Below are 18,125 nucleotides of genomic sequence, written 5' to 3'. Positions count from 1 at the left end.
CATATGACAAGGGCGGCCGAAGCCGCCCTTGTCATTTCAGGTCCGCCGGGCCACGCCCGGCGTCAGTTCACTCCACCGTGACCGGCAGCAGGCGCTCCGGCTCGGCCTGGGTCTCGACGACCAGCTCGTCGTCGCGGACATCGATGTTCACCTTGCCGCCGTTGACCAGCTTGCCGAACAGCAGCTCGTCGGCCAGAGGACGCTTGATCTTGTCCTGGATCACGCGGGCCATCGGGCGCGCACCCATCAGCGGGTCGAAGCCGTGGTGGGCCAGCCAGTCGCGCGCGGTCGGCGTGGCCGACAGGCTGACGTGCTTGTCCTGCAGCAGCATCTCCAGCTCGATCAGGAACTTGTCGACCACGCGCAGGATGTGCTCGAAGCCCAGCGCCTGGAACTGCACCACCGCATCGAGGCGGTTGCGGAATTCCGGGGTGAAGCTACGGCGGATGGTCTCCATCGCGTCGGTGGCATGGTCCTGCTTGGTGAAGCCGATCGAGCGCCGCGAGGCCTGCGCCGCGCCGGCATTGGTGGTCATCACCAGCACCACGTTCTTGAAGTTGGCCTCACGCCCGTTGGTATCGGTCAGCACGCCGCGGTCCATCACCTGCAACAGGATGTTGAAGATATCCGGGTGCGCCTTTTCGATTTCGTCCAGCAGCAGCACGCAGTGCGGCGTCTTGACGATCTTTTCGGTCAGCAGGCCGCCCTGGTCGAAGCCGACATAGCCCGGAGGGGCACCGATCAGGCGGCTGATCGAATGCGGCTCCATGTACTCGGACATGTCGAAGCGGACCAGCTCGATGCCCAGCTGCAGCGCCAGCTGCTTGGTCACCTCGGTCTTGCCGACACCGGTCGGGCCGGCGAACAGGAAGTTGCCGATCGGCTTTTCCGGATTGCCCAGGCCCGAGCGGGCCAGCTTGATCGCCGAGGACAGCGTCTCGATGGCCGGGTCCTGGCCGAAGATCACCATCTTCAGGTTGCGCTCCAGGTGCTGCAGCACATCCTTGTCGGTGGCACTGACCTGCTTGGTCGGGATGCGCGCCATCTTGGCCACGATCGCCTCCACTTCCTCGACGTCGATCAGCTCCTTGCGCTGGCCTTCCGGCAGCAGCCGCTGGCGGGCACCGGCCTCGTCGATCACGTCGATGGCCTTGTCCGGAAGCAGGCGGTCGCCGATGTGCTTCACCGACAGATCCACCGCCGCCTGCAGCGCTTCGTCCGAATAGGTCACGCCGTGGTGCAGCTCGTACTTGGACTTCAGGCCCTGCAGGATCTCGTAGGTCTCGCCCACGGTCGGCTCGACGATGTCGATCTTCTGGAAGCGGCGGGCCAGCGCCCGGTCCTTCTCGAAGATGCCGCGGTACTCCTGGAAGGTGGTCGAGCCGATGCAGCGCAGCTCGCCGGAGGCCAGCGCCGGCTTGATCAGGTTGGACGCATCCATGGTGCCACCCGAGGCCGAACCGGCACCGATGATGGTATGGATCTCGTCGATGAAGAGCACCGCATTGGGGACCTTCTTCAGTGCGGTCAGCACGCTCTTCAGGCGCTTCTCGAAGTCGCCGCGGTACTTGGTGCCAGCCACCAGCGCGCCCAGGTCGAGCGAGTAGATCACCGCGTCGGCCAGCACGTCGGGCACCGAGCCCTCGACGATGCGGCGGGCCAGGCCCTCGGCAATCGCGGTCTTGCCCACGCCGGCCTCGCCCACGTACAGCGGGTTGTTCTTGCGGCGGCGGCACAGGACCTGGATGGTGCGCTCGATCTCGTCGGCACGGCCGACCAGCGGATCGATGCGGCCGGACCGCGCCTGTTCGTTGAGGTTGCTGGCGAACTCGGTCAGGGCATCACCCTTCGGCTCGCCCTCCCCGCCTTCGATGCGGCCTTCGCCATCGGAGGAGGAGGACGGCTGCTCGCCTTCCTCGCCCAGCTTGGCGATGCCATGGGACAGGTAATTGACCACGTCCAGACGGGTCACGTCCTGCTGGTTGAGGTAATAGACGGCATGGGAGTCCTTTTCGCCGAAGATGGCGACCAGCACGTTGGCGCCGGTGACCTCCTTCTTGCCCGAGGACTGCACGTGGTACACGGCCCGCTGCAGCACGCGCTGGAAGCCCAGGGTCGGCTGGGTATCACGGCCGTCATCTTCGGCCAGGCGGGACACGGAAGCCTCGATGGCCTGCTCCAGCTCCTGGCGCAGGCGTTCGGCGTCGGCACCACAGGCCTTCAGTACGGCCTGGGCGGACGGGTTGTCGAGCAGTGCCAACAGCAGGTGTTCGACCGTCATGAATTCATGCCGGGCCTCACGGGCGCGCTTGTAGCACTGGCCGATGGTGTGTTCGAGGTCTTTGCTGAACATGGATTACTCCGGCGGCAGATGGGGACAATATGCGGCCTGACTACGCGATTTCCATCACCCTAGCGGATTGCTGCGTTCAGATGGCGTTAGCAGTGCAGATCGCTTGATCTTCATTCACTCCAGGACAGCCCACCCAGCATGAGCGAACCCTACCTGAGCCGCTGGCGATTGCGGCGTGATGGCGCGGCCATCGAGACGCCCCACGCCCAGCTCTGGCCGGTGCTGACCGCCGACGGCGAACCGGCGATGCTGAAGGTCAGCAGCGAAACCGAGGAGCGGAACGGCCATCGCCTGCTGCGCTGGTGGGACGGCGATGGTGCCGCCCGCCTGCTGGCCCACGAGGGGCCGGCGATCCTGATCGAGCGTGCAGACGGCGATTCGCTGCGGCAACGTTCGATCGAGGGCGACGATGATGCCTGTACCACGATCCTGTGCCAGGTCCTGCGGCAGCTGCACCGGCCACGGAGCGCGCCGCCAGCGGAACTGGTCTGCCTGCGTACATGGTTCGCCGACCTGCTGCAGCCAAGGGCCGCGCTGCCGCCACTGCTGGAACAGTGCAGATCACTGGCGGAGCGGGTGTTGCGGGAAGAACACGAGATCCGGCCGCTGCACGGCGACCTGCACCACGACAACGTGCTGGATTTCGGCGCGCGTGGCTGGCTGGCGATCGACCCGAAGCGGCTGCTGGGCGACCGCGCGTTCGACTACACGACGATGTTCAGCAACCCGGACCTCTGTGGCCCGGGCATCCATGTGGCCACCCGGCCCGAGCGGTTTGCCGCCCGGCTGCAACAGGTAAGCGCACTGGCCGGCCTGGAACGCACGCGCCTGCTGCGCTGGATCGCGGCCAGCACTGCGCTGTCGGCGGTGTGGTTCCGGGACGATGGCGACCCCGCCGACATCGACGAGGCGGTGGCGCGGATGGCGCTGGAGGCGTTGGCGGAGGCGTGACCTCCGCGCGTGGTGGGCGCACTCCATCCGGGATCATTGCGCCGGGACGAAAAGCAGCCGAGCATGGGCTCGGCTCTACAGGCTTCTGCCTTGGTAGGTGCCCACCTTGGTGGGCACGCCGTGTCCGGAGTCGATGTACCCGGACGAGGATCGGCAGCCGGTCAGGCCTTTTCCATCGTGCACAGCAGCGGATGCTGGTTCATCCGCGAATACTCGTTGACCTGGGCAACCTTGGTCTCGGCGACCTCGCGGGTGAACACGCCGCAGACCCCGCGGCCGCGGGTATGGACGTGCAGCATCACCTGCGTGGCCTTGTCCAGGTCCATGCTGAAGAACTGCTGCAGTACATCCACCACGAAATCCATCGGGGTGTAGTCGTCGTTGAGCAGCATCACCTGGTAGAACGGCGGCGGCGCCACTTCCGGGCGCGCGGGCTCCACGGCAACGCCGTGCTCGTGCTGGGAATCGGGGGAGGACTCATGGGGCATCCATCCATTATAGAGGTTGCACCGCGCCTGCGTCGGCTCGCCGCAGATTGGACGGCACGCACGCCCAACGTCACAATTGCAGCTTCTTTCAACACTGCTTCACAGGATCTTCATGAAAAGGACCCTTCTGCCCGCCCTGCTGATCACCCTGGCCGCTGCCGGTGCTGCCACCGCCGCGCCCCAGGCCGACAAGTCCGTGGCCCGCCACCTGGACAAGCTGGGTTACACCTACGAGGTCGACGAGGATGGCGACTACCGCATGGTCTTCGACGTCGAGGGTGACCGCACCCAGATGGTCTACGTGCGCTCGGCGGTGGAAGACTTCGGCAGCCACAACATCCGCGAGATCTGGTCGCCGGCCTACAGCGCCAAGACCAAGCAGTTCCCGGTGGCCGTGGCCAACCGCCTGCTGGAAGATTCGCAGGACGCCAAGATGGGCGGCTGGGTAAAGCAGGACACCACCGCCATGTTCGTGGTGAAGATCGACGCCGATGCCACCGCCGACCAGCTCAGCGACGCCATCGATGCGGCCATCCGCACCGCCGACGCGATGGAGCTGGAACTGACCAAGAAGGACGAGTTCTGAGTTGAACGCCACGCCGGACCCGCGCTGGGCACCGCACGCCACCGTTGCCACCGTGGTGATCGACGGCGGCCGCGTGCTGCTGGTCGAGGAGACCATTGACGGCCGCCAGGTGCTGAACCAGCCGGCCGGCCACCTCGAGCCGGGCGAAAGCCTGGCCGAGGCCGCCCTGCGCGAGACCCGCGAGGAAACCGGCTGGACGGTGCAGCTGACCCACTTCATCGGCTGCTACCAGTGGACTGCCGGCGACGGCACGGCCTTCCTGCGCTTCTGCTACGCGGCGCGCCCGGTTTCGCACGATCCGGCGCAGCCGCTGGACACCGGCATCGACCGCGCGCTGTGGCTGACCCCGGCCGAGCTGCAGGCCGCCGGCGAGCGCCAGCGCAGCCCGCTGGTGTGGCAGGTGGTGGCGGATTACCTGGGTGGCCAGCGCCACCCGCTTTCGCTGGTCCGGGAGGTCGCATGAGCACTCCGCGTGTGATGGTGGGCGTCTCCGGCGGCGTCGATTCCTCGGTCGCCGCCTGGCGCCTGGTACAGCAGGGCGAGGCCGTGGCCGGCCTGTTCATGCAGAACTGGGCCGACGATGGCAGCGGTGATTGCCGTGCCGAGGATGACCGTCGCGACGCGGTGGCCGTGTGCGGCCTGCTGGGCATCCCGTTCCACTTCCGGGACTTCTCCAGCGAGTACTGGCAGGGCGTGTTCGAGCACTTCCTGGCCGAGTACGCGGCCGGCCGCACCCCGAACCCGGACGTGCTGTGCAACCGTGAAGTGAAGTTCAAGCATTTCCTGGACGCCGCCCGCGAGCTGGGCGCCGAGCGCATCGCCACCGGCCATTACGCACGGGTGACCCAGCGCGGCCACCAGTGGCTGCTGCTGCGCGGCGCCGATCGATCCAAGGACCAGAGCTACTTCCTGCATCAACTGGGCCAGGAACAGCTGGCAGCCACCCTGTTCCCGATCGGCGACCTGGAAAAGAGCGACCTGCGCCGGATCGCGCGCGACGTCGGCCTGCCGACCCACGCCAAGAAGGACTCCACCGGCATCTGTTTCATCGGCGAGCGCGACTTCCGCGAATTCCTCGGCCGCTACCTGCCGGCCAAGCCCGGCCAGATCCTCGACCCGGCCGACGGCAGCGTGATTGCCGAACACCCGGGCGTGTTCTATTTCACCCTGGGCCAGCGCGAGGGCCTGAACATCGGCGGCGTGCGTGGCCGCCCGGCCGCGCCGTGGTACGTGGTTGGCAAGGATGTGGCCAGCAACGTGCTGTACGTGGACCAGGACCGCGACAGCAAGTGGATGCTGTCCGACCGCCTGCGTTCGGAAACCGCGCACTGGATCGCCGGCTCACCGCCGGCACGGCGCTTCGAATGCACCGCCCAGACCCGCTACCGCCAGCCCGACGAGCCGTGTACGGTCCAGGTGCTGGACGATGGCAGCGTGCTGGTCACCTTTGCGCGCCCGCAGCGTGCCGTTACCCCCGGTCAATCGCTGGTGCTGTATGACGGTGATGTGTGCCTGGGCGGCGCGGTGATCGCCGCCACCGATGCGCCGCTGGAACAACGCCTGCGCACCACCCCCTCCCCTTTTGAGGTAATCGCTGCATGAGTTTCACTGTCGACGACCGCGTCCTGGCCTTGGCCGGCATTGCCCAGGCCCTGCAGCAGGTGCGCCGCATCGCCGATACCGGCCATTCCGACGCCGCCGCCGTGCGCACCGCCGTGGACAGCGTGTTCCGCGTGGATGCGTCCTCGCCGCAGGCGGTGTTCGGTGACCGTCATGCACTGAAGTCCGGCCTGCGCCTGCTGCACAACTACTTCCGCAGCCAGGGCCAGGACCCGATGCTGCCCAAGCTGGCCCTGTCGGTGCTGCAGCTGGAGCGCCGCTTCGTGCAGGATGGGGCGACCGTGAACAAGGTCGCCTCGGGCATCGAGCGCGCCCAGCGCCAGGCCACCGAACTGGGCGACAGTGGCCACCCGGACGTACTGGCCAACCTCGGCGGCCTGTATGCCGACACCATCAGCCACCTGAAACCGCGGGTGATGGTGCAGGGCAACCCGCACTACCTGGGCCAGGCCGGCGTGGTGGCGGAGATCCGTGCCCTGCTGCTGGCCGCGGTGCGTTCGGCGGTGTTGTGGCGCCAGCTGGGCGGCAGCTACTGGGACTTCCTGTTCAGCCGCAAGGCGATGATCGAGGCCGTGGACCGCCTGCTGGCCTGAGGGTGTGGGGTCAGAGCCCTTTTCCATGGAAAAGGGATCCGACCCCGTTGCGCCTGCCCAAGGGGTCGGATCCCTTTCCGGCACGGAAAGGGCTCTGACCCCGAGGCCGCCAAGGCGCCGGAAAACCGGCGCATTCAGAATGCACTTCGAGGCACATCGACGTTAAAGAGAAAGGGGGTACGGCCGATACATCCTCCGTGCACCTCCCGAGAACGTCCATGTACTCACGCATTTTCATCCGTCTGGCCGCCCCCCTGGCTCTGACCCTGCTGCTCCCCTTCGCCATCGGTTTCGAATGGCCGGCCGCCCTGCGCTGGGCGATCCTGACCACGATGACGCTGAGCTGGCTCGGCTTTGCGTGGTGGACCACCCGCGCCCAGGCACATCGTTCCCCCGAGCACGCCCGTGTCCTGCGCGAACAGGACCAGCTGCTGACCGAGCTGCGCAACTTCGTCGGCAACGAGATCGACGGTTCGCGTGGCGAAGTGGAACGCGCCCGTGACCTGATCCGCCAGGCCGTCTCCAGCCTGGGCGGCAGCTTCGATGCCATGAACCGCAAGTCGCGCCAGCAGAGCCAGGCCCTGTCGCGCATCGTCGACCGCGCCGGTGATGAAGGCAATGCCGGCCTCGACGTTGCCCGTTTCGCCCAGCACGCCAGCCACCGCATGGAACAGCTGGTGGAAGCGCTGGAGCAGGTGAGCGGCCAGAGCAGCACCACCGTGCAGCACATCGACCAGATGGCGCAGCACCTGGATGGCATCTTCGCGCTGCTGGAAGACGTCAAGTCGATCGCCGACCAGACCAACCTTCTGGCGCTGAACGCGGCCATCGAAGCGGCGCGCGCCGGTGAAGCCGGTCGTGGCTTCGCCGTGGTCGCCGACGAAGTGCGCAACCTGTCCGAGCGCTCGACCACCTTCAACGAGCAGATCCGCAAGCTGGCGCACAGCTCCAAGGACGCCATTGCCAAGGTGCGCGAGACGGTCTCGCACATGGCCTCGCGCGATATGGACCGCTCCCGCGAAGCCCGCCAGGAAGCGGCAGCGATGCTCGACAACGTCGCGCAGATCAACGCCTCGCTGGGCGACGGCATGCGCGAAGTGTCCGAGTGCGCCCGTGCGATCGATGGCAGCGTGGCCGAAGCCGTGCGTGCCCTGCAGTTCGAAGACATCGCCACCCAGGCGCTGGGCGGCGTGCACACCCACCTGGACCGCCTGACTGCCATCAACCGCGAAGCGGTGGCCCTGCAGGAACTGCTGCACCGCAATGGCGGCGTGTTCGACGAAGAGATTGCCACCGCGCTGCAGCGCACCGGCAACCGCCTGCGCGAGCTGCGCAGCGAATGGGAACGCCCGCCGCACAAGCCCGTCGCCCAGCAGAGCATGGGCGCCGGCACCGTCGAGCTGTTCTGATCCTGATGTCCGCTGCCCTCGCCGGCAGCCCGCAAGGCCCCGGTTCGTCCGGGGCCTTTGCCTGTAACCTGCCATTGGATGCATCCTGTACGCGCACCATGACCCTGATCCGCGCCCTGCCCGCCCTCACCGACACCGAGCGCCCGCGCAACGCGAGCGTGCGTGAGCAGCTGCAGCGGCTGGAAGACGTGGCCCGCGAGGAACTGCTCGAACTGCAGCAGCTGGCCGATGCGCGCCCCACCCCCTCCCGAGCCGACGATGAACTGCTGGGCCTGGCATGGGACCTGGGCCTGGATGGCGAAGCCCTGAAGTAGATCCACGTCCTGCGTGGATGGGCCGTCCCGCATGGCATGATCCACCGGTCCCGTTCATGGAAGACCGATGGCCATCGCCCTGATCGCAGTGCTCCTGTTCGAAGCCGTCCTTCTGATGGCCTGGGTGGCCGGCTATTTCAGCTGGGGCATCACCCTGTTCAACGAACGCATCGCGGCGTCACCGGCCATGCAGGCCCGGCTCTCGCTGGGCAGCCTGGAACGTGACCTGCCGCAGGACAAGTGGCTGCGACTGGCCTTCCATGCGCTGCCCGATGGCAGCATGGCGTTCCGCGAGAGCTTCGCACCGAGCTTCGGCCTGCGCTACTTCCCGGTGATGCGTGGACGCATCGTTCTCAACGCGCGACGGCACGAGGTGCGGGTGATCGGCCTGTGCAGCTGGTTCGTGGCAATCCTGTCACTGCTGCTGTTGCCACTGGTGGCGATGCGCCCGATGGTGGCACCGATGCTGCTGGTGCTGCCGCTGTTCCTGGCCAGCTACCTGGTCCAGAAGCGGCGCTATGCGGCCATCGTCGAGGCCCTGCGCATGCAGTTGAAGGCGGAGTTTCCCAGGTAGTTCCACGCCATGCGTGGATGATCGCGAGCGCCAGGGCATCCGTGCCGGCCAACGGTCGGCACCCACCAGGGCTGGGCGCACCAGAGTCAGGCCACACCGCGCCGGCATCCGCCAGCGCAGACCCTCAGCGCACCAGCACCGCTTCGCCGCTGGCGTCGGTGCGCATTGGCGCCGGGCGCTGCTGGCGCAGCCACTGCGCCAGATCACGCGGGCTGAGCGGGCGCGAGTACAGGTAGCCCTGGATCTCGTCGCAGCCCTGGCGGCGCAGCATGTCTTCTTCCTGGTGGGTTTCCACGCCTTCGGCCACCACCTTCATGCCCAGCGCGTGGCCCAGGTGGACGATGGCCTGGGTGACTTCGGCCGTGCCCGAATCATGCAGCATGCCCTGCACGAAACTGCGGTCGATCTTCAGGCGCCCCACCGGGAAGCGATTGAGGTAATTGAGGTTGGAGAAGCCGGTGCCGAAGTCATCCACCGCCAGCGGCACGCCATGCCGTTCCAGCACGTCGAAGCAATGGCGCAGGATGTCGGTATCACGGATCAGCGCCGACTCGGTCAGCTCCAGTTCCAGCCGTTGCGGCGGCCAGCCATGGGCATGGCAGATCTCGATCACGCGCTCGGCGAAGCCGCGATCACGCAGCTGCACCGCCGACACGTTGACCGCGATGCGATCAAAGTGCAGTCCGGCACGGTCCCAGGCGGTCGCCTGGCGGCAGGCCTCGTTCAGCACCCAGTCGCCGATGCGCACGATCTCGCCGCACTTTTCGGCAATGGGAATGAACTCGGCCGGGCTGCAGTAGCCGATGCCGGGGCGGTGCCAGCGCAACAGTGCCTCGATCGCCGGTGGCTCGCCGTGGTGGGCGTGCAGCAGCGGCTGGTAGGCCAGGCTGAACTCGTCGCGCTCGATCGCCCCATGCAGGGCATGCTCGACGTCCAGCCGGCGCTGGATGCGGGCCAGGGCGTCCTGGCTGTAGTACTGGTAGGTGTTGCGCCCGGCTTCCTTGGCCGCATACATCGCGGCGTCGGCCGCGCGCAGCAGTGAGTCGAAATCGGTCTGCGCATCGCCCAGCATCGCGATGCCGACGCTGGCGCCGACTTTCAACGTGGTCTCGCCACGGCGCAGCGGCTCAGCCAGCGAGGCAATCAGCTTGCGGGCGACATGACCGGCATCTTCCGGCTCGGCCAGGTCGCGCAGCACCACGATGAACTCATCGCCACTGAAGCGGCCGAACAGGTCGTTGTTGCGCAGGTTCTGGTGCAGGCGGGTGGCTGCGGCCTTCAGCAGCGCATCGCCGGTGGCGTGGCCGAAGCTGTCGTTGATGGTCTTGAAGCCGTCCAGGTCGATGAACAGCATGGCCAGCGAGGTTCCGCGGTCGCGTGCTTCCTCGATGGCTTCGGCGGTCTGTTCGCCGAGCAGTACGCGATTGGGCAGGCCGGTCAGCAGGTCGTAGTGGGCCAGCAGTTCGATGCGTTCGTTGGCTTCGCGCTCGCGGGTGATGTCACGGAACAGGACAACGAACCGCGGCGGCAGGCCGTCACGGCGGTCCAGTTCGATCAGCACCTGCACCCAGACGCGCAGGCCGGACTGGCGGTAGAAGCACAGGTCCAGCTGCTCGGGCAGGCCGCCGTTGGCGATACGGGCGAGCGCCGCCTCGAACGCGTTGCGCGAGTCCTCCGTGTACAGCGCCAGCGCCTGGTCGAGGGTGATCGGTTCCTTGCGCAGGCCATGGATGCGGTAGCACTCCTCGGTCCATTGCATGCTGCGGGTCTGCACTTCGATCTCGCAGCCGCCGATGCGGCCCAGCGCGGAGACCCGGTTCAGCAGTTCGGTGCGCCAGCGGATCAACGCATCGGTCTGGTGCTGTTCGGTGATGTTCTGTACCTGGCCGAGCAGGCGCTTGGGTTGCCCGTCCATGTCCAGCAGCGGCTGCATCCATAGCCGCAGGTGCTGCGAAGGCTCATGGCCGCGGGTCAGCTCCAGCTCGAGGTTGGCAGCGCGGCCATCGCGCCACAACCGCCGCCATGCCGCGCGCAGCGCGCCGCGGGAGCGTGGATGCAGCTGCTTCAGCCACCGCCGCTGGCCCGGAACGGCGCCCTGCTCCAGTGCCAGAAGCGAACGCAGTTCCGGCGACCACCAGAAATGCCCGCTGTTGGGATCAAACGACCAGCTGCCCATGCTGGCGATGCGCTGGGCCTCGCTCAGGTGCAGCTGCTGTTCCTGCAGCAGCGATTCGAGCTGCTTCTGCTGCTCGATATCGGTATGCGTGCCGACCATGCGCAGGGGCTGGCCATCGGCGGTGCGAGCGACCACGCGGCCGCGATCGAGCACCCAACGCCACTGGCCATCGGCCTGGCGGAAACGGAACTGTGCGCTGTACTGCTCGCTGTGCCCGCGCAGGTGCTCGTCGAGCGCGGCGCGCACCTGGGCGATGTCCTCGCCGTGCACGCGAGACAGCAATTCAGTGGCGGTCTCGTCGCCCAGCGCCGGCGTGCGCGCCACCCGGTCACTGGGGATGTCCCAGTCCCACAGGCTGTGGCCGGCGCTGTCCAGTGCCAGCTCCCAGCGCCCGCCCGCATCGACCGGCACCGGCTCGGGAATGCTCAGGGTGAACGCCAGCAGGTTGCCGGCACCGTCGTGCACCGCACGCAGGTGACCGTCGTAGTGCCCCCGCGGGCCGCCCGGCAGCGTGCAGGCGACGATGCCACCATCGGCGGCCATCAGGCGCAGATCTTCCAGCATCGGCGCATAGGCCGCCACGGTGGCCGGCAGGCCATGCTCGCGCGCGGCCGGATTGGCCGCCAGCGGGCGCCCGGCACGGTCGACGATGACCAGCGCCGACGCAAGCGGGTGCTGCAGCAGGCTGGCGATGATCCCTTGGTCCACGCGATCTTGCTCCGGATGACACGCCCGTCAGCGGGGCACGCAGTGGTTAACGGCGCCTGCGGCGGATAATTGAGTGGTCACGGCACGCTGCGGGGTAAGATGACCGGCGCCCCTGTCACCCGCCCCGTCCATGCCCGCAGAACCGACCGGCAACGCCCCAGTTCCCGACCCGCGGATGGCGCAGGCGCTGAGCCGTGACCGGCGCCGGGTGGTGCTGAGCTACCTGGTGATGGCGCTGGCCTGGATGATCTCCACCGACAGCGTGGTGCAGGCGCTGGTGCCCGATCCGCAGCAGGCGGCCCTGTGGCAGGGCCTGAAGGGCTCGTTCTTCGCGCTGGCCAGCGCGGGCCTGCTCTATCTGCTGCTGCGCCCGCTGGCCGAACACGTGCTGCATACCCATGCGCGCCAGCAGGCCTCCGAGCTGCGCCTGCGGCAGATGTTCGAGGGCAACCCCGGGCCGATCCTCGTCTACGACCTGGACACGCTGGCGATCCTCGATGCCAACCCCGCCGCCTGCAGCGCCTTCGGCTGGGACCGCGACGAACTGCTGGAACAGACCATCGACGCCTTGTGGCCGCCGGGCCAGGATCAGGCCCTGCAGACCAAGCTGGAGGCGATCCGCGAGGCGCCCGAGGAGCTGTGCATCCTGCGCGCTCAGCTGCAGCTGCGCGATGGCGCGCTGCGGCAGATGGAGCTGCGCTCCAACGCCATCAGCTACGACGGCCACAACGCCCGCCTGCTGATCGCCATCGACCGCACCGCCGAGGATCTGGCCCAGCTGCGCCGCGACCAGGCGTTGGCCCGGGTGGAGGAAGCCCATGAGCTGGCCCGCATCGGCGCCTGGGAACTGGACCCGTCCACCGGGCTGGGCCGCTATTCCAACCAGGTCTATCGCCTGCTCGGCCGCCGCCCGCCCGAGGCCCGGCGCTGGCACCGCTTCGATGAGCTGCTGGTGCCGGCCGACCCGGCCACCGCCACCCAGACCGAACAGCTGCTGGCCGAACTGTGCTCCGGCGAGCCGGTACAGGTGGACGTGCTGCTGCCGCTGCTGTCGATGGACGGCCGTGCATTGATGGTGCACCTGCGGGCGGCCAGCGGTATCGACGAAGCCGGCCGCAGCCGCGTGCTGGGGACGCTGCAGGACGTGACCGAGCGCGAGCAGTCGCGGCGCCTGCTGCGCGAGCGCGAGGAACAGTTCCGCGAGCTGGTGCGGGTACTGCCCGACGGCGTGGTGATCCTCTCCGACGAGCACGTGCTGTACGCCAACGCCTGGGCCGCCGGCCTGTTCGGCTACGGCAGCCACACCCTGCTGGGCGAGCCGCTGTCGGCACTGGTCGCTGCCGCCGACCTGCCACGGGTGCGCAGCCAGCTGCGCGCCGGCCAGCCCCACCTGGGGCCGGGCCACAGCAGCGTGGTGGCCATGCAGCGTGCGGACGGCCGCAGCTTCCATGCCGGCCTGGCGGTGGGCGAAGTGCGCTACGGCGGTCGTGACTGCAAGCTGCTGATCGTACGCGACCTGAGCGATTCCGAACGCACCCGCAGGGCGCTGGAAACCAGCAATCGCGAGCTGCAGGCGATGGCCGGGCGGCTGTTCTCGCTGCAGGAGGACGAGCGTCGCGCGATCTCGCGCGACCTGCACGATGACATCGGCCAGGCCATTACCGCGATCAAGCTGTCGGCGCATGCGGCGCAGGATGAGGACGATCCGAAGCGTCGTGGCGAGGACCTGGCGCAGATCGTCAGCCTGGCCGACACCACCGTGGCCAAGCTGCGCGACATCTCCACCCTGCTGCGCCCGCCGCAGCTGGATGCACTGGGCCTGGAGGCGGCGCTGAGCTGGCAGGCGCGGGTGCTGTTCCGCTCTTCGCCGGTGGAGCTGCTGGCCGAGATCGAGCCGCTGCCGCACCGCCCCGACAACAGCATCGAACAAGCCTGCTTCCGCATCGCACAGGAAAGCCTGACCAATGCGCTGCGCCATGCGCGCGCCAGCCAGGTCCTGCTGCAGCTGCGCGACGTCAGCCAGCGTGGCCTGCACCTGCAGATCCGCGATGATGGTGAAGGCTTCGATCCGGACGGCCCGCGCGGCCTCGGCCTGATCGTGATGCGCGAGCGCGCGCAGAGCGTCGGTGGCCACGTGCGGATCGAATCCGCGCATGGCGAGGGCACCCTGATCGACGTCCACCTCCCCTACCAGGCGACCAGCATGGCCGCCGTCGATTCACCGGAATACTGAGCCTATGTGGAATCCCAACCTGCCCCCGGTCAGCATCGATGATGCCCCCGACCGCCTTGGCGCCGGCAACCCCGAGCTGCAGGCGATGGTTGCCGAGGCGGCCTCCGGCGGCATTGCGCTGATGCTGATGCACGTGGACATCGACCACTTCGCATCGGTCAACGAGAACATGAGTGCCGAAGTGGGCGATCAGGCGCTGGTACTGGTGGCGCAGCGCCTGCAGTCCTACCTGCGCGGGCGTGGCAAGCTGTGGCGGCATGGCAGCGACGAGTTCCTGATCGCGGTGCCCCGCACCGCGGACCTGCCGCTGCCGGAGGACTTCGCTGAAGAGATCCGCCAGCAGATGGAACTGCCGCTGTCGGTGCTTCCATACACGCTGTTCATGACCGGCAAGCTGGGCGTGAGCCTGTGCCCGGAACATGCCAGCAGCGCCTCGCGCCTGCTCGACCATGCCGAAGATGCGCTGTACCAGGCCGCCCGCGAAGGCGGCAATGCCGTGCGCATCCATGCCGTGGATACCCCGCCGAGCGCGCACAGCGAGAGCATCATCGCGCGCCAGATCGTCGATGCCATTCCCAATGGCGAGCTGAAGCTGCGTTACCAGCCGCTGGTGAGCGCCCGCGACGGCCACGTGGTCGGCATGGAAGCGCTGCTGCGCTGGCAGTCGCCGACCCTGGGCATGCTGGTGCCGGAGCGCTTCATGCGCACCGCCGAGCGCCTGGGCATCATCGTGCAGATCGGCACCTGGGTGCTGGAAGGCGCATTGAAGCAGGCGCGGTTGTGGCGCGACCAGGGCTTTGATGACTTCACCATCGCGGTGAACGTGTCCACCCTGCAGCTGCTGCGGCCGAACTTCTTCGCCGAGGTGATGTCCCTGCTGCAGGCCGCGGGCGTGCCGGCGCACATGCTGACGCTGGAGATCAACGAGAGCGCGCTGACCAACAACGTCAATTTCGTCCATGAAACGCTGGCCAACCTGCGCAACGAAGGCATCAGCCTGAGCCTGGACAACTTCGGCACCGGCGATTCCAGCCTCAGCGCGCTGGTGCGCTATCCGGTGGACAAGCTGAAGATCGACCGCAGCTTCATCAAGAGCGCACCGGCTGGCAATCGCGAAGCAGCCATTGCCCGCGCGATCATTGCCATGGGCCACCAGCTGGGCATGACCGTGATTGCCAACGGCGTGGAATCGCAGGCCCAGCTGGGCTTCCTGCGCCGCAACGACTGCGATGTGTTCCAGGGCTACCTGTTCGGCGAGCCGATGTCGGCCGATGCCGCCGGCATGACCCTGCGCCGCCGCTACCTGCGCCCGGAAGCCTTCGCCGAAACGCGCCCGGACCGCACGTTGCTGCTGCTGGATGACGAGGAGAACGTGCTGCGCTCGCTGGTGCGCCTGTTCCGCCGCGACGGCTACCGCATCCTGGCCGCTGGCAACGTGCGTGACGCCTTTGATCTGCTGGCGATCAACGACGTGCAGGTGATCCTGTCCGACCAGCGCATGAGTGATATGAGCGGCACCGAGTTCCTGGGCCGGGTGAAGATGCTGTACCCGGATACGATCCGCCTGGTGCTGTCGGGCTACACCGATCTGAACACGGTGACCGATGCGATCAACCGCGGCGCGATCTATCGCTTCCTGACCAAGCCGTGGAACGACGACGAGCTGCGCAAGCACATCCACCAGGCATTCCGCACGTACGAAGAACAGCGCCGTAGCAATGCCGGCCCGGCACCGGTGGAAACCGGGGATGGTGGCGAGGATCGGCCGCTGCGGTGATGATCGGGTAGAGCCGGCCGCTGGCCGGCTGCCTTGGGTGCCCGGCTTCAATGAGGTTGCCGGCCAGCGGCCGGCACTACCATCGATAGGCCCCGGTAGAGCCGGCCGCTGGCTGGCTGCCCTGGGTGTCCGGTTTCAATGAGGTTGCCGGCCAGCGGCCGGCACTACCATCGATAGGCCCCGGTAGAGCCGGCCGCTGGCCGGCTGCCCTGGGTGTCCGGTTTCAATGAGGTTGCCGGCCAGCGGCCGGCACTACCATCGATGGGCCCCGGTAGAGCCGGCCGCTGGCCGGCTGCTCTGGGTGTCCGGTTCCACTTCGGAAGCGGTCAGCGCGGCTGCTTCACCGGCAGCACCACGCGGAAGCGCGAGCCCACGCCCGGGGTGCTGTCCAGGTCGATGCGGCCGTGATGCTTGTTGATGATGCTGTAGGAGATCGACAGGCCCAGACCGGTGCCACTGCCGACCGGCTTGGTGGTGAAGAACGGATCGAAGATGCGCTGGCGCAGTTCCGGCGAGATGCCGCCGCCGGTGTCTTCGAATTCAACCCACACGTGATCGCCATCAACGCCGGTGCGCACGGTGATCGTGCCGCGCTCGGCGATGGCATGACCAGCGTTGAGCAGCAGGTTCATGTAGACCTGGTTCAACTCCGACGGCAGGCACTCCACCAGCGGCAACTGGCCGAATTCGCGTACCAGGGTGACCTTGTACTTGAGTTCGTTCCAGATGATGTTGATGGTCGATTCCAGGCCCGCGTGCAGGTCGACCAGCTTCCACGATTCGTCGCGACCGGAATACGAGAAGTCCTTCAGGTCGCGCACGATGCGGGTAACGCGCTCGATGCCTTCGCGCGATTCCGCCATCAGCTGCGGCAGGTCGCGGCTGATGAAGTCGATGTCCAGGCGGTCACGGATGTCATCGATTTCCGGAATCAGTGCCTTCGGGTCCGGCGCGCGCAGGGCGCGCTCGTAGGCTTCGATCACGGTGAACAGGCTGCGCAGGTACTCCTGCAGGCTGCCCAGGTTGGAGTGCACGTAACCGATCGGGTTGTTGATCTCGTGCGCGACGCCGGCGGCGAGCTGGCCGATCGAGGCCATCTTCTCCGACTGCAGCAGCTTTTCCTGGGTGCCATTGAGGCGCAGGTAGGCCTGGCGCAGCTCGGCGTGGCGCTGCTGCAGTTCGCGCTCGTAGTCTTCCTGCCCTTCGATGTGGCGGAACAACGCAAGGAAATGCCCTTCGCCGACCGGACCATGGTGGTACAGGTGGGCGATGACCACTCCCTCGCCCAGCGGCAGGCTGCCATTCCAGTGGCCATGCTGGCGGGCCTGCTCCAGTGCATCAGGGGGGAGCAGCTCGCGCAGCCGCTGCGGCGGCGGCAATCCGCCGTCCGAGCCACTGGCCAGCAGGTTCTGCGCGGCCGGGTTGGCCAGGGCCACCTGCCCGTCTTCAGTGAACAGCAGCAGGCCTTCGCGCAGGCGCTCAAGCAGGGCCTGCAGCACCGGCTGCGGCGGAAGGGGGGCGGTAACCAGGGCGTTGGCAGCGGACACGGCGACTCGGGGCGTTCGAACAGGCGCCCAATATACGCGGTCATGCAGCGGGCTTCAGCCCACCGGGAGGGGGTGTGCGACCGCCGTCGCGTCAGGCGACGGCGAGTGGCCGGCCGATGCTGACCGTGTGCGACTGGCCCTTGGCATCGTAGGCCGAGGCATCTTCGGTACGGCCGAGCTGGCGCAGCGCCCAGTTCACCTCGCGGCGACGGCGCGACAGCAGCACGCCGTTGGCGCGGTTGCGCTCGGCCAGTTCCTGCAGCTGTTCGCCCTCGCCCACCGGCGGCGCGCCTTCCAGCGCACGCAGCGCTTCCAGCTTGGCGCCGGTGGCCCGGATCAGGGCGTGCACGTCGTGCTCGACCAGGGCCTGGCGCTCAACGTCCAGGGCCTGGGCGAGGCGCTGCAGCGGCTCGCTCATCGCCGCAGTCATCCGTGCAGCTGCTGGTCCAGATCGAGCATGCGCGATGCGATCGCGTCCGGATTGATCTTGTAGGTGCCGTTCTGCAGTGACTCGCGCACGGCCGCCACGCGCTGGGCGTCGATCGCCGGGGCGGTGGTCAGCTCACGCTCGATGGCCTGCAGATTGGTGGCCTCGCCGGTCAGGCGCAGGCTGTCGGCCGCCTCGACCGGGCGCGCCGCCGCATCGGTGCTGACGCCGGGCTTGCTGGCCGGGGTCGTCACGCTGCGCAGTGCCTGGGGGACCTGCAGGTTGCCGTCGATTTTCTGGCTCATGGGGTGTCCTGGAGTTGCCGTTCACAAGGGATAACGGCCGCAGGGCCGTGATCTTTAGGGATAT

General features: G+C 67.7%; 16 protein-coding genes. 10 read left to right on the top strand and 6 right to left on the bottom strand.

The features are described 5' to 3' along the window. Positions 1-67: 67 nt before the first annotated feature. Entirely contained in the window at positions 68-2,353 is a 2,286-nt protein-coding gene (clpA, locus tag AC5P56_RS09735) for an ATP-dependent Clp protease ATP-binding subunit ClpA (RefSeq protein WP_014647082.1), read from the bottom strand. Positions 2,354-2,491: 138 nt separating this feature from the next. Here clpA and AC5P56_RS09730 point away from each other — a divergent pair, with 138 nt between their 5' ends. Continuing rightward, positions 2,492-3,304, top strand: a complete 813-nt coding sequence (locus AC5P56_RS09730) for an APH(6) family putative aminoglycoside O-phosphotransferase (protein WP_495231561.1) — start codon at positions 2,492-2,494, stop codon at positions 3,302-3,304. Positions 3,305-3,465: 161 nt separating this feature from the next. Here the strand turns inward: AC5P56_RS09730 and clpS are convergent, their stop codons facing one another. Beyond that, entirely contained in the window at positions 3,466-3,792 is a 327-nt protein-coding gene (gene clpS, locus AC5P56_RS09725) for an ATP-dependent Clp protease adapter ClpS (RefSeq protein WP_005416477.1), read from the bottom strand. Positions 3,793-3,904: 112 nt separating this feature from the next. Here clpS and AC5P56_RS09720 point away from each other — a divergent pair, with 112 nt between their 5' ends. The 7 genes from AC5P56_RS09720 (at position 3,905) to AC5P56_RS09690 (ending at position 8,888) form a co-directional block, all read left to right on the top strand. Further along, on the top strand, positions 3,905-4,378 hold the full coding sequence (locus tag AC5P56_RS09720) for a hypothetical protein (protein ID WP_014647079.1): 474 nt from the start codon (positions 3,905-3,907) through the stop codon (positions 4,376-4,378). A gap of 1 nt (position 4,379) precedes the next feature. Continuing rightward, the gene (locus AC5P56_RS09715; protein ID WP_014647078.1) at positions 4,380-4,841 is read left to right on the top strand and encodes an NUDIX hydrolase; all 462 of its coding nucleotides are present in this window, start codon (positions 4,380-4,382) and stop codon (positions 4,839-4,841) included. Next, positions 4,838-5,980 carry a tRNA 2-thiouridine(34) synthase MnmA gene (mnmA, locus tag AC5P56_RS09710; protein WP_049403980.1) on the top strand — a complete coding sequence of 381 codons (1,143 nt, stop codon included), beginning with the start codon at positions 4,838-4,840 and terminating at the stop codon, positions 5,978-5,980. The genes AC5P56_RS09715 and mnmA overlap by 4 nt, the downstream gene beginning before the upstream one ends. After that, complete coding sequence (gene hflD, locus AC5P56_RS09705) at positions 5,977-6,591, top strand: high frequency lysogenization protein HflD (protein WP_049439883.1); 615 nt, start codon at positions 5,977-5,979, stop codon at positions 6,589-6,591. Before mnmA ends, hflD begins: the two co-directional genes overlap by 4 nt. A 218-nt stretch (positions 6,592-6,809) precedes the next feature. Further along, positions 6,810-8,000: a methyl-accepting chemotaxis protein gene (locus tag AC5P56_RS09700; RefSeq protein WP_005416472.1), complete on the top strand. Its 1,191-nt coding sequence runs from the start codon at positions 6,810-6,812 to the stop codon at positions 7,998-8,000. A 98-nt stretch (positions 8,001-8,098) separates the two neighbouring features. Beyond that, positions 8,099-8,314, top strand: a complete 216-nt coding sequence (locus AC5P56_RS09695; RefSeq protein WP_014647074.1) for a hypothetical protein — start codon at positions 8,099-8,101, stop codon at positions 8,312-8,314. A 67-nt stretch (positions 8,315-8,381) separates the two neighbouring features. Continuing rightward, a complete protein-coding gene (locus tag AC5P56_RS09690) occupies positions 8,382-8,888 on the top strand; it encodes a hypothetical protein (RefSeq protein ID WP_111206874.1) in 507 nt (168 codons plus the stop codon). A gap of 124 nt (positions 8,889-9,012) precedes the next feature. Here AC5P56_RS09690 and AC5P56_RS09685 read toward each other — a convergent pair whose 3' ends face one another. Then, positions 9,013-11,772, bottom strand: a complete 2,760-nt coding sequence (locus tag AC5P56_RS09685; protein ID WP_134808847.1) for a bifunctional diguanylate cyclase/phosphodiesterase — start codon at positions 11,770-11,772, stop codon at positions 9,013-9,015. 130 nt (positions 11,773-11,902) lie between these two features. On the opposite strand from AC5P56_RS09685, the gene AC5P56_RS09680 reads away from it, so the two are divergent. Both AC5P56_RS09680 and AC5P56_RS09675 read left to right on the top strand, forming a co-directional pair. Continuing rightward, entirely contained in the window at positions 11,903-14,005 is a 2,103-nt protein-coding gene (locus tag AC5P56_RS09680) for a sensor histidine kinase (RefSeq protein WP_032961901.1), read from the top strand. A gap of 4 nt (positions 14,006-14,009) precedes the next feature. Beyond that, the gene (locus AC5P56_RS09675) at positions 14,010-15,782 is read left to right on the top strand and encodes an EAL domain-containing protein (protein WP_014647070.1); all 1,773 of its coding nucleotides are present in this window, start codon (positions 14,010-14,012) and stop codon (positions 15,780-15,782) included. Between the two features lie 326 nt (positions 15,783-16,108). Here the strand turns inward: AC5P56_RS09675 and AC5P56_RS09670 are convergent, their stop codons facing one another. The 3 genes from AC5P56_RS09670 to flgM form a co-directional block, all read right to left on the bottom strand. Further along, the gene (locus AC5P56_RS09670; RefSeq protein ID WP_014647069.1) at positions 16,109-17,329 is read right to left on the bottom strand and encodes an ATP-binding protein; all 1,221 of its coding nucleotides are present in this window, start codon (positions 17,327-17,329) and stop codon (positions 16,109-16,111) included. A gap of 91 nt (positions 17,330-17,420) precedes the next feature. Further along, positions 17,421-17,759, bottom strand: coding sequence for a FlgN family protein (locus AC5P56_RS09665; RefSeq protein WP_014037132.1), 339 nt, complete (start codon positions 17,757-17,759; stop codon positions 17,421-17,423). Beyond that, positions 17,756-18,061, bottom strand: a complete 306-nt coding sequence (flgM, locus tag AC5P56_RS09660; RefSeq protein ID WP_014647067.1) for a flagellar biosynthesis anti-sigma factor FlgM — start codon at positions 18,059-18,061, stop codon at positions 17,756-17,758. The genes AC5P56_RS09665 and flgM overlap by 4 nt, the downstream gene beginning before the upstream one ends. Positions 18,062-18,125 lie beyond the last annotated feature (64 nt).

The organism is Stenotrophomonas sp. YJH_SMC_131, from assembly GCF_059367975.1.
Note: the sequence above shows the minus strand (reverse complement) of the source record. Positions and strands in the feature narration are given on the sequence as shown.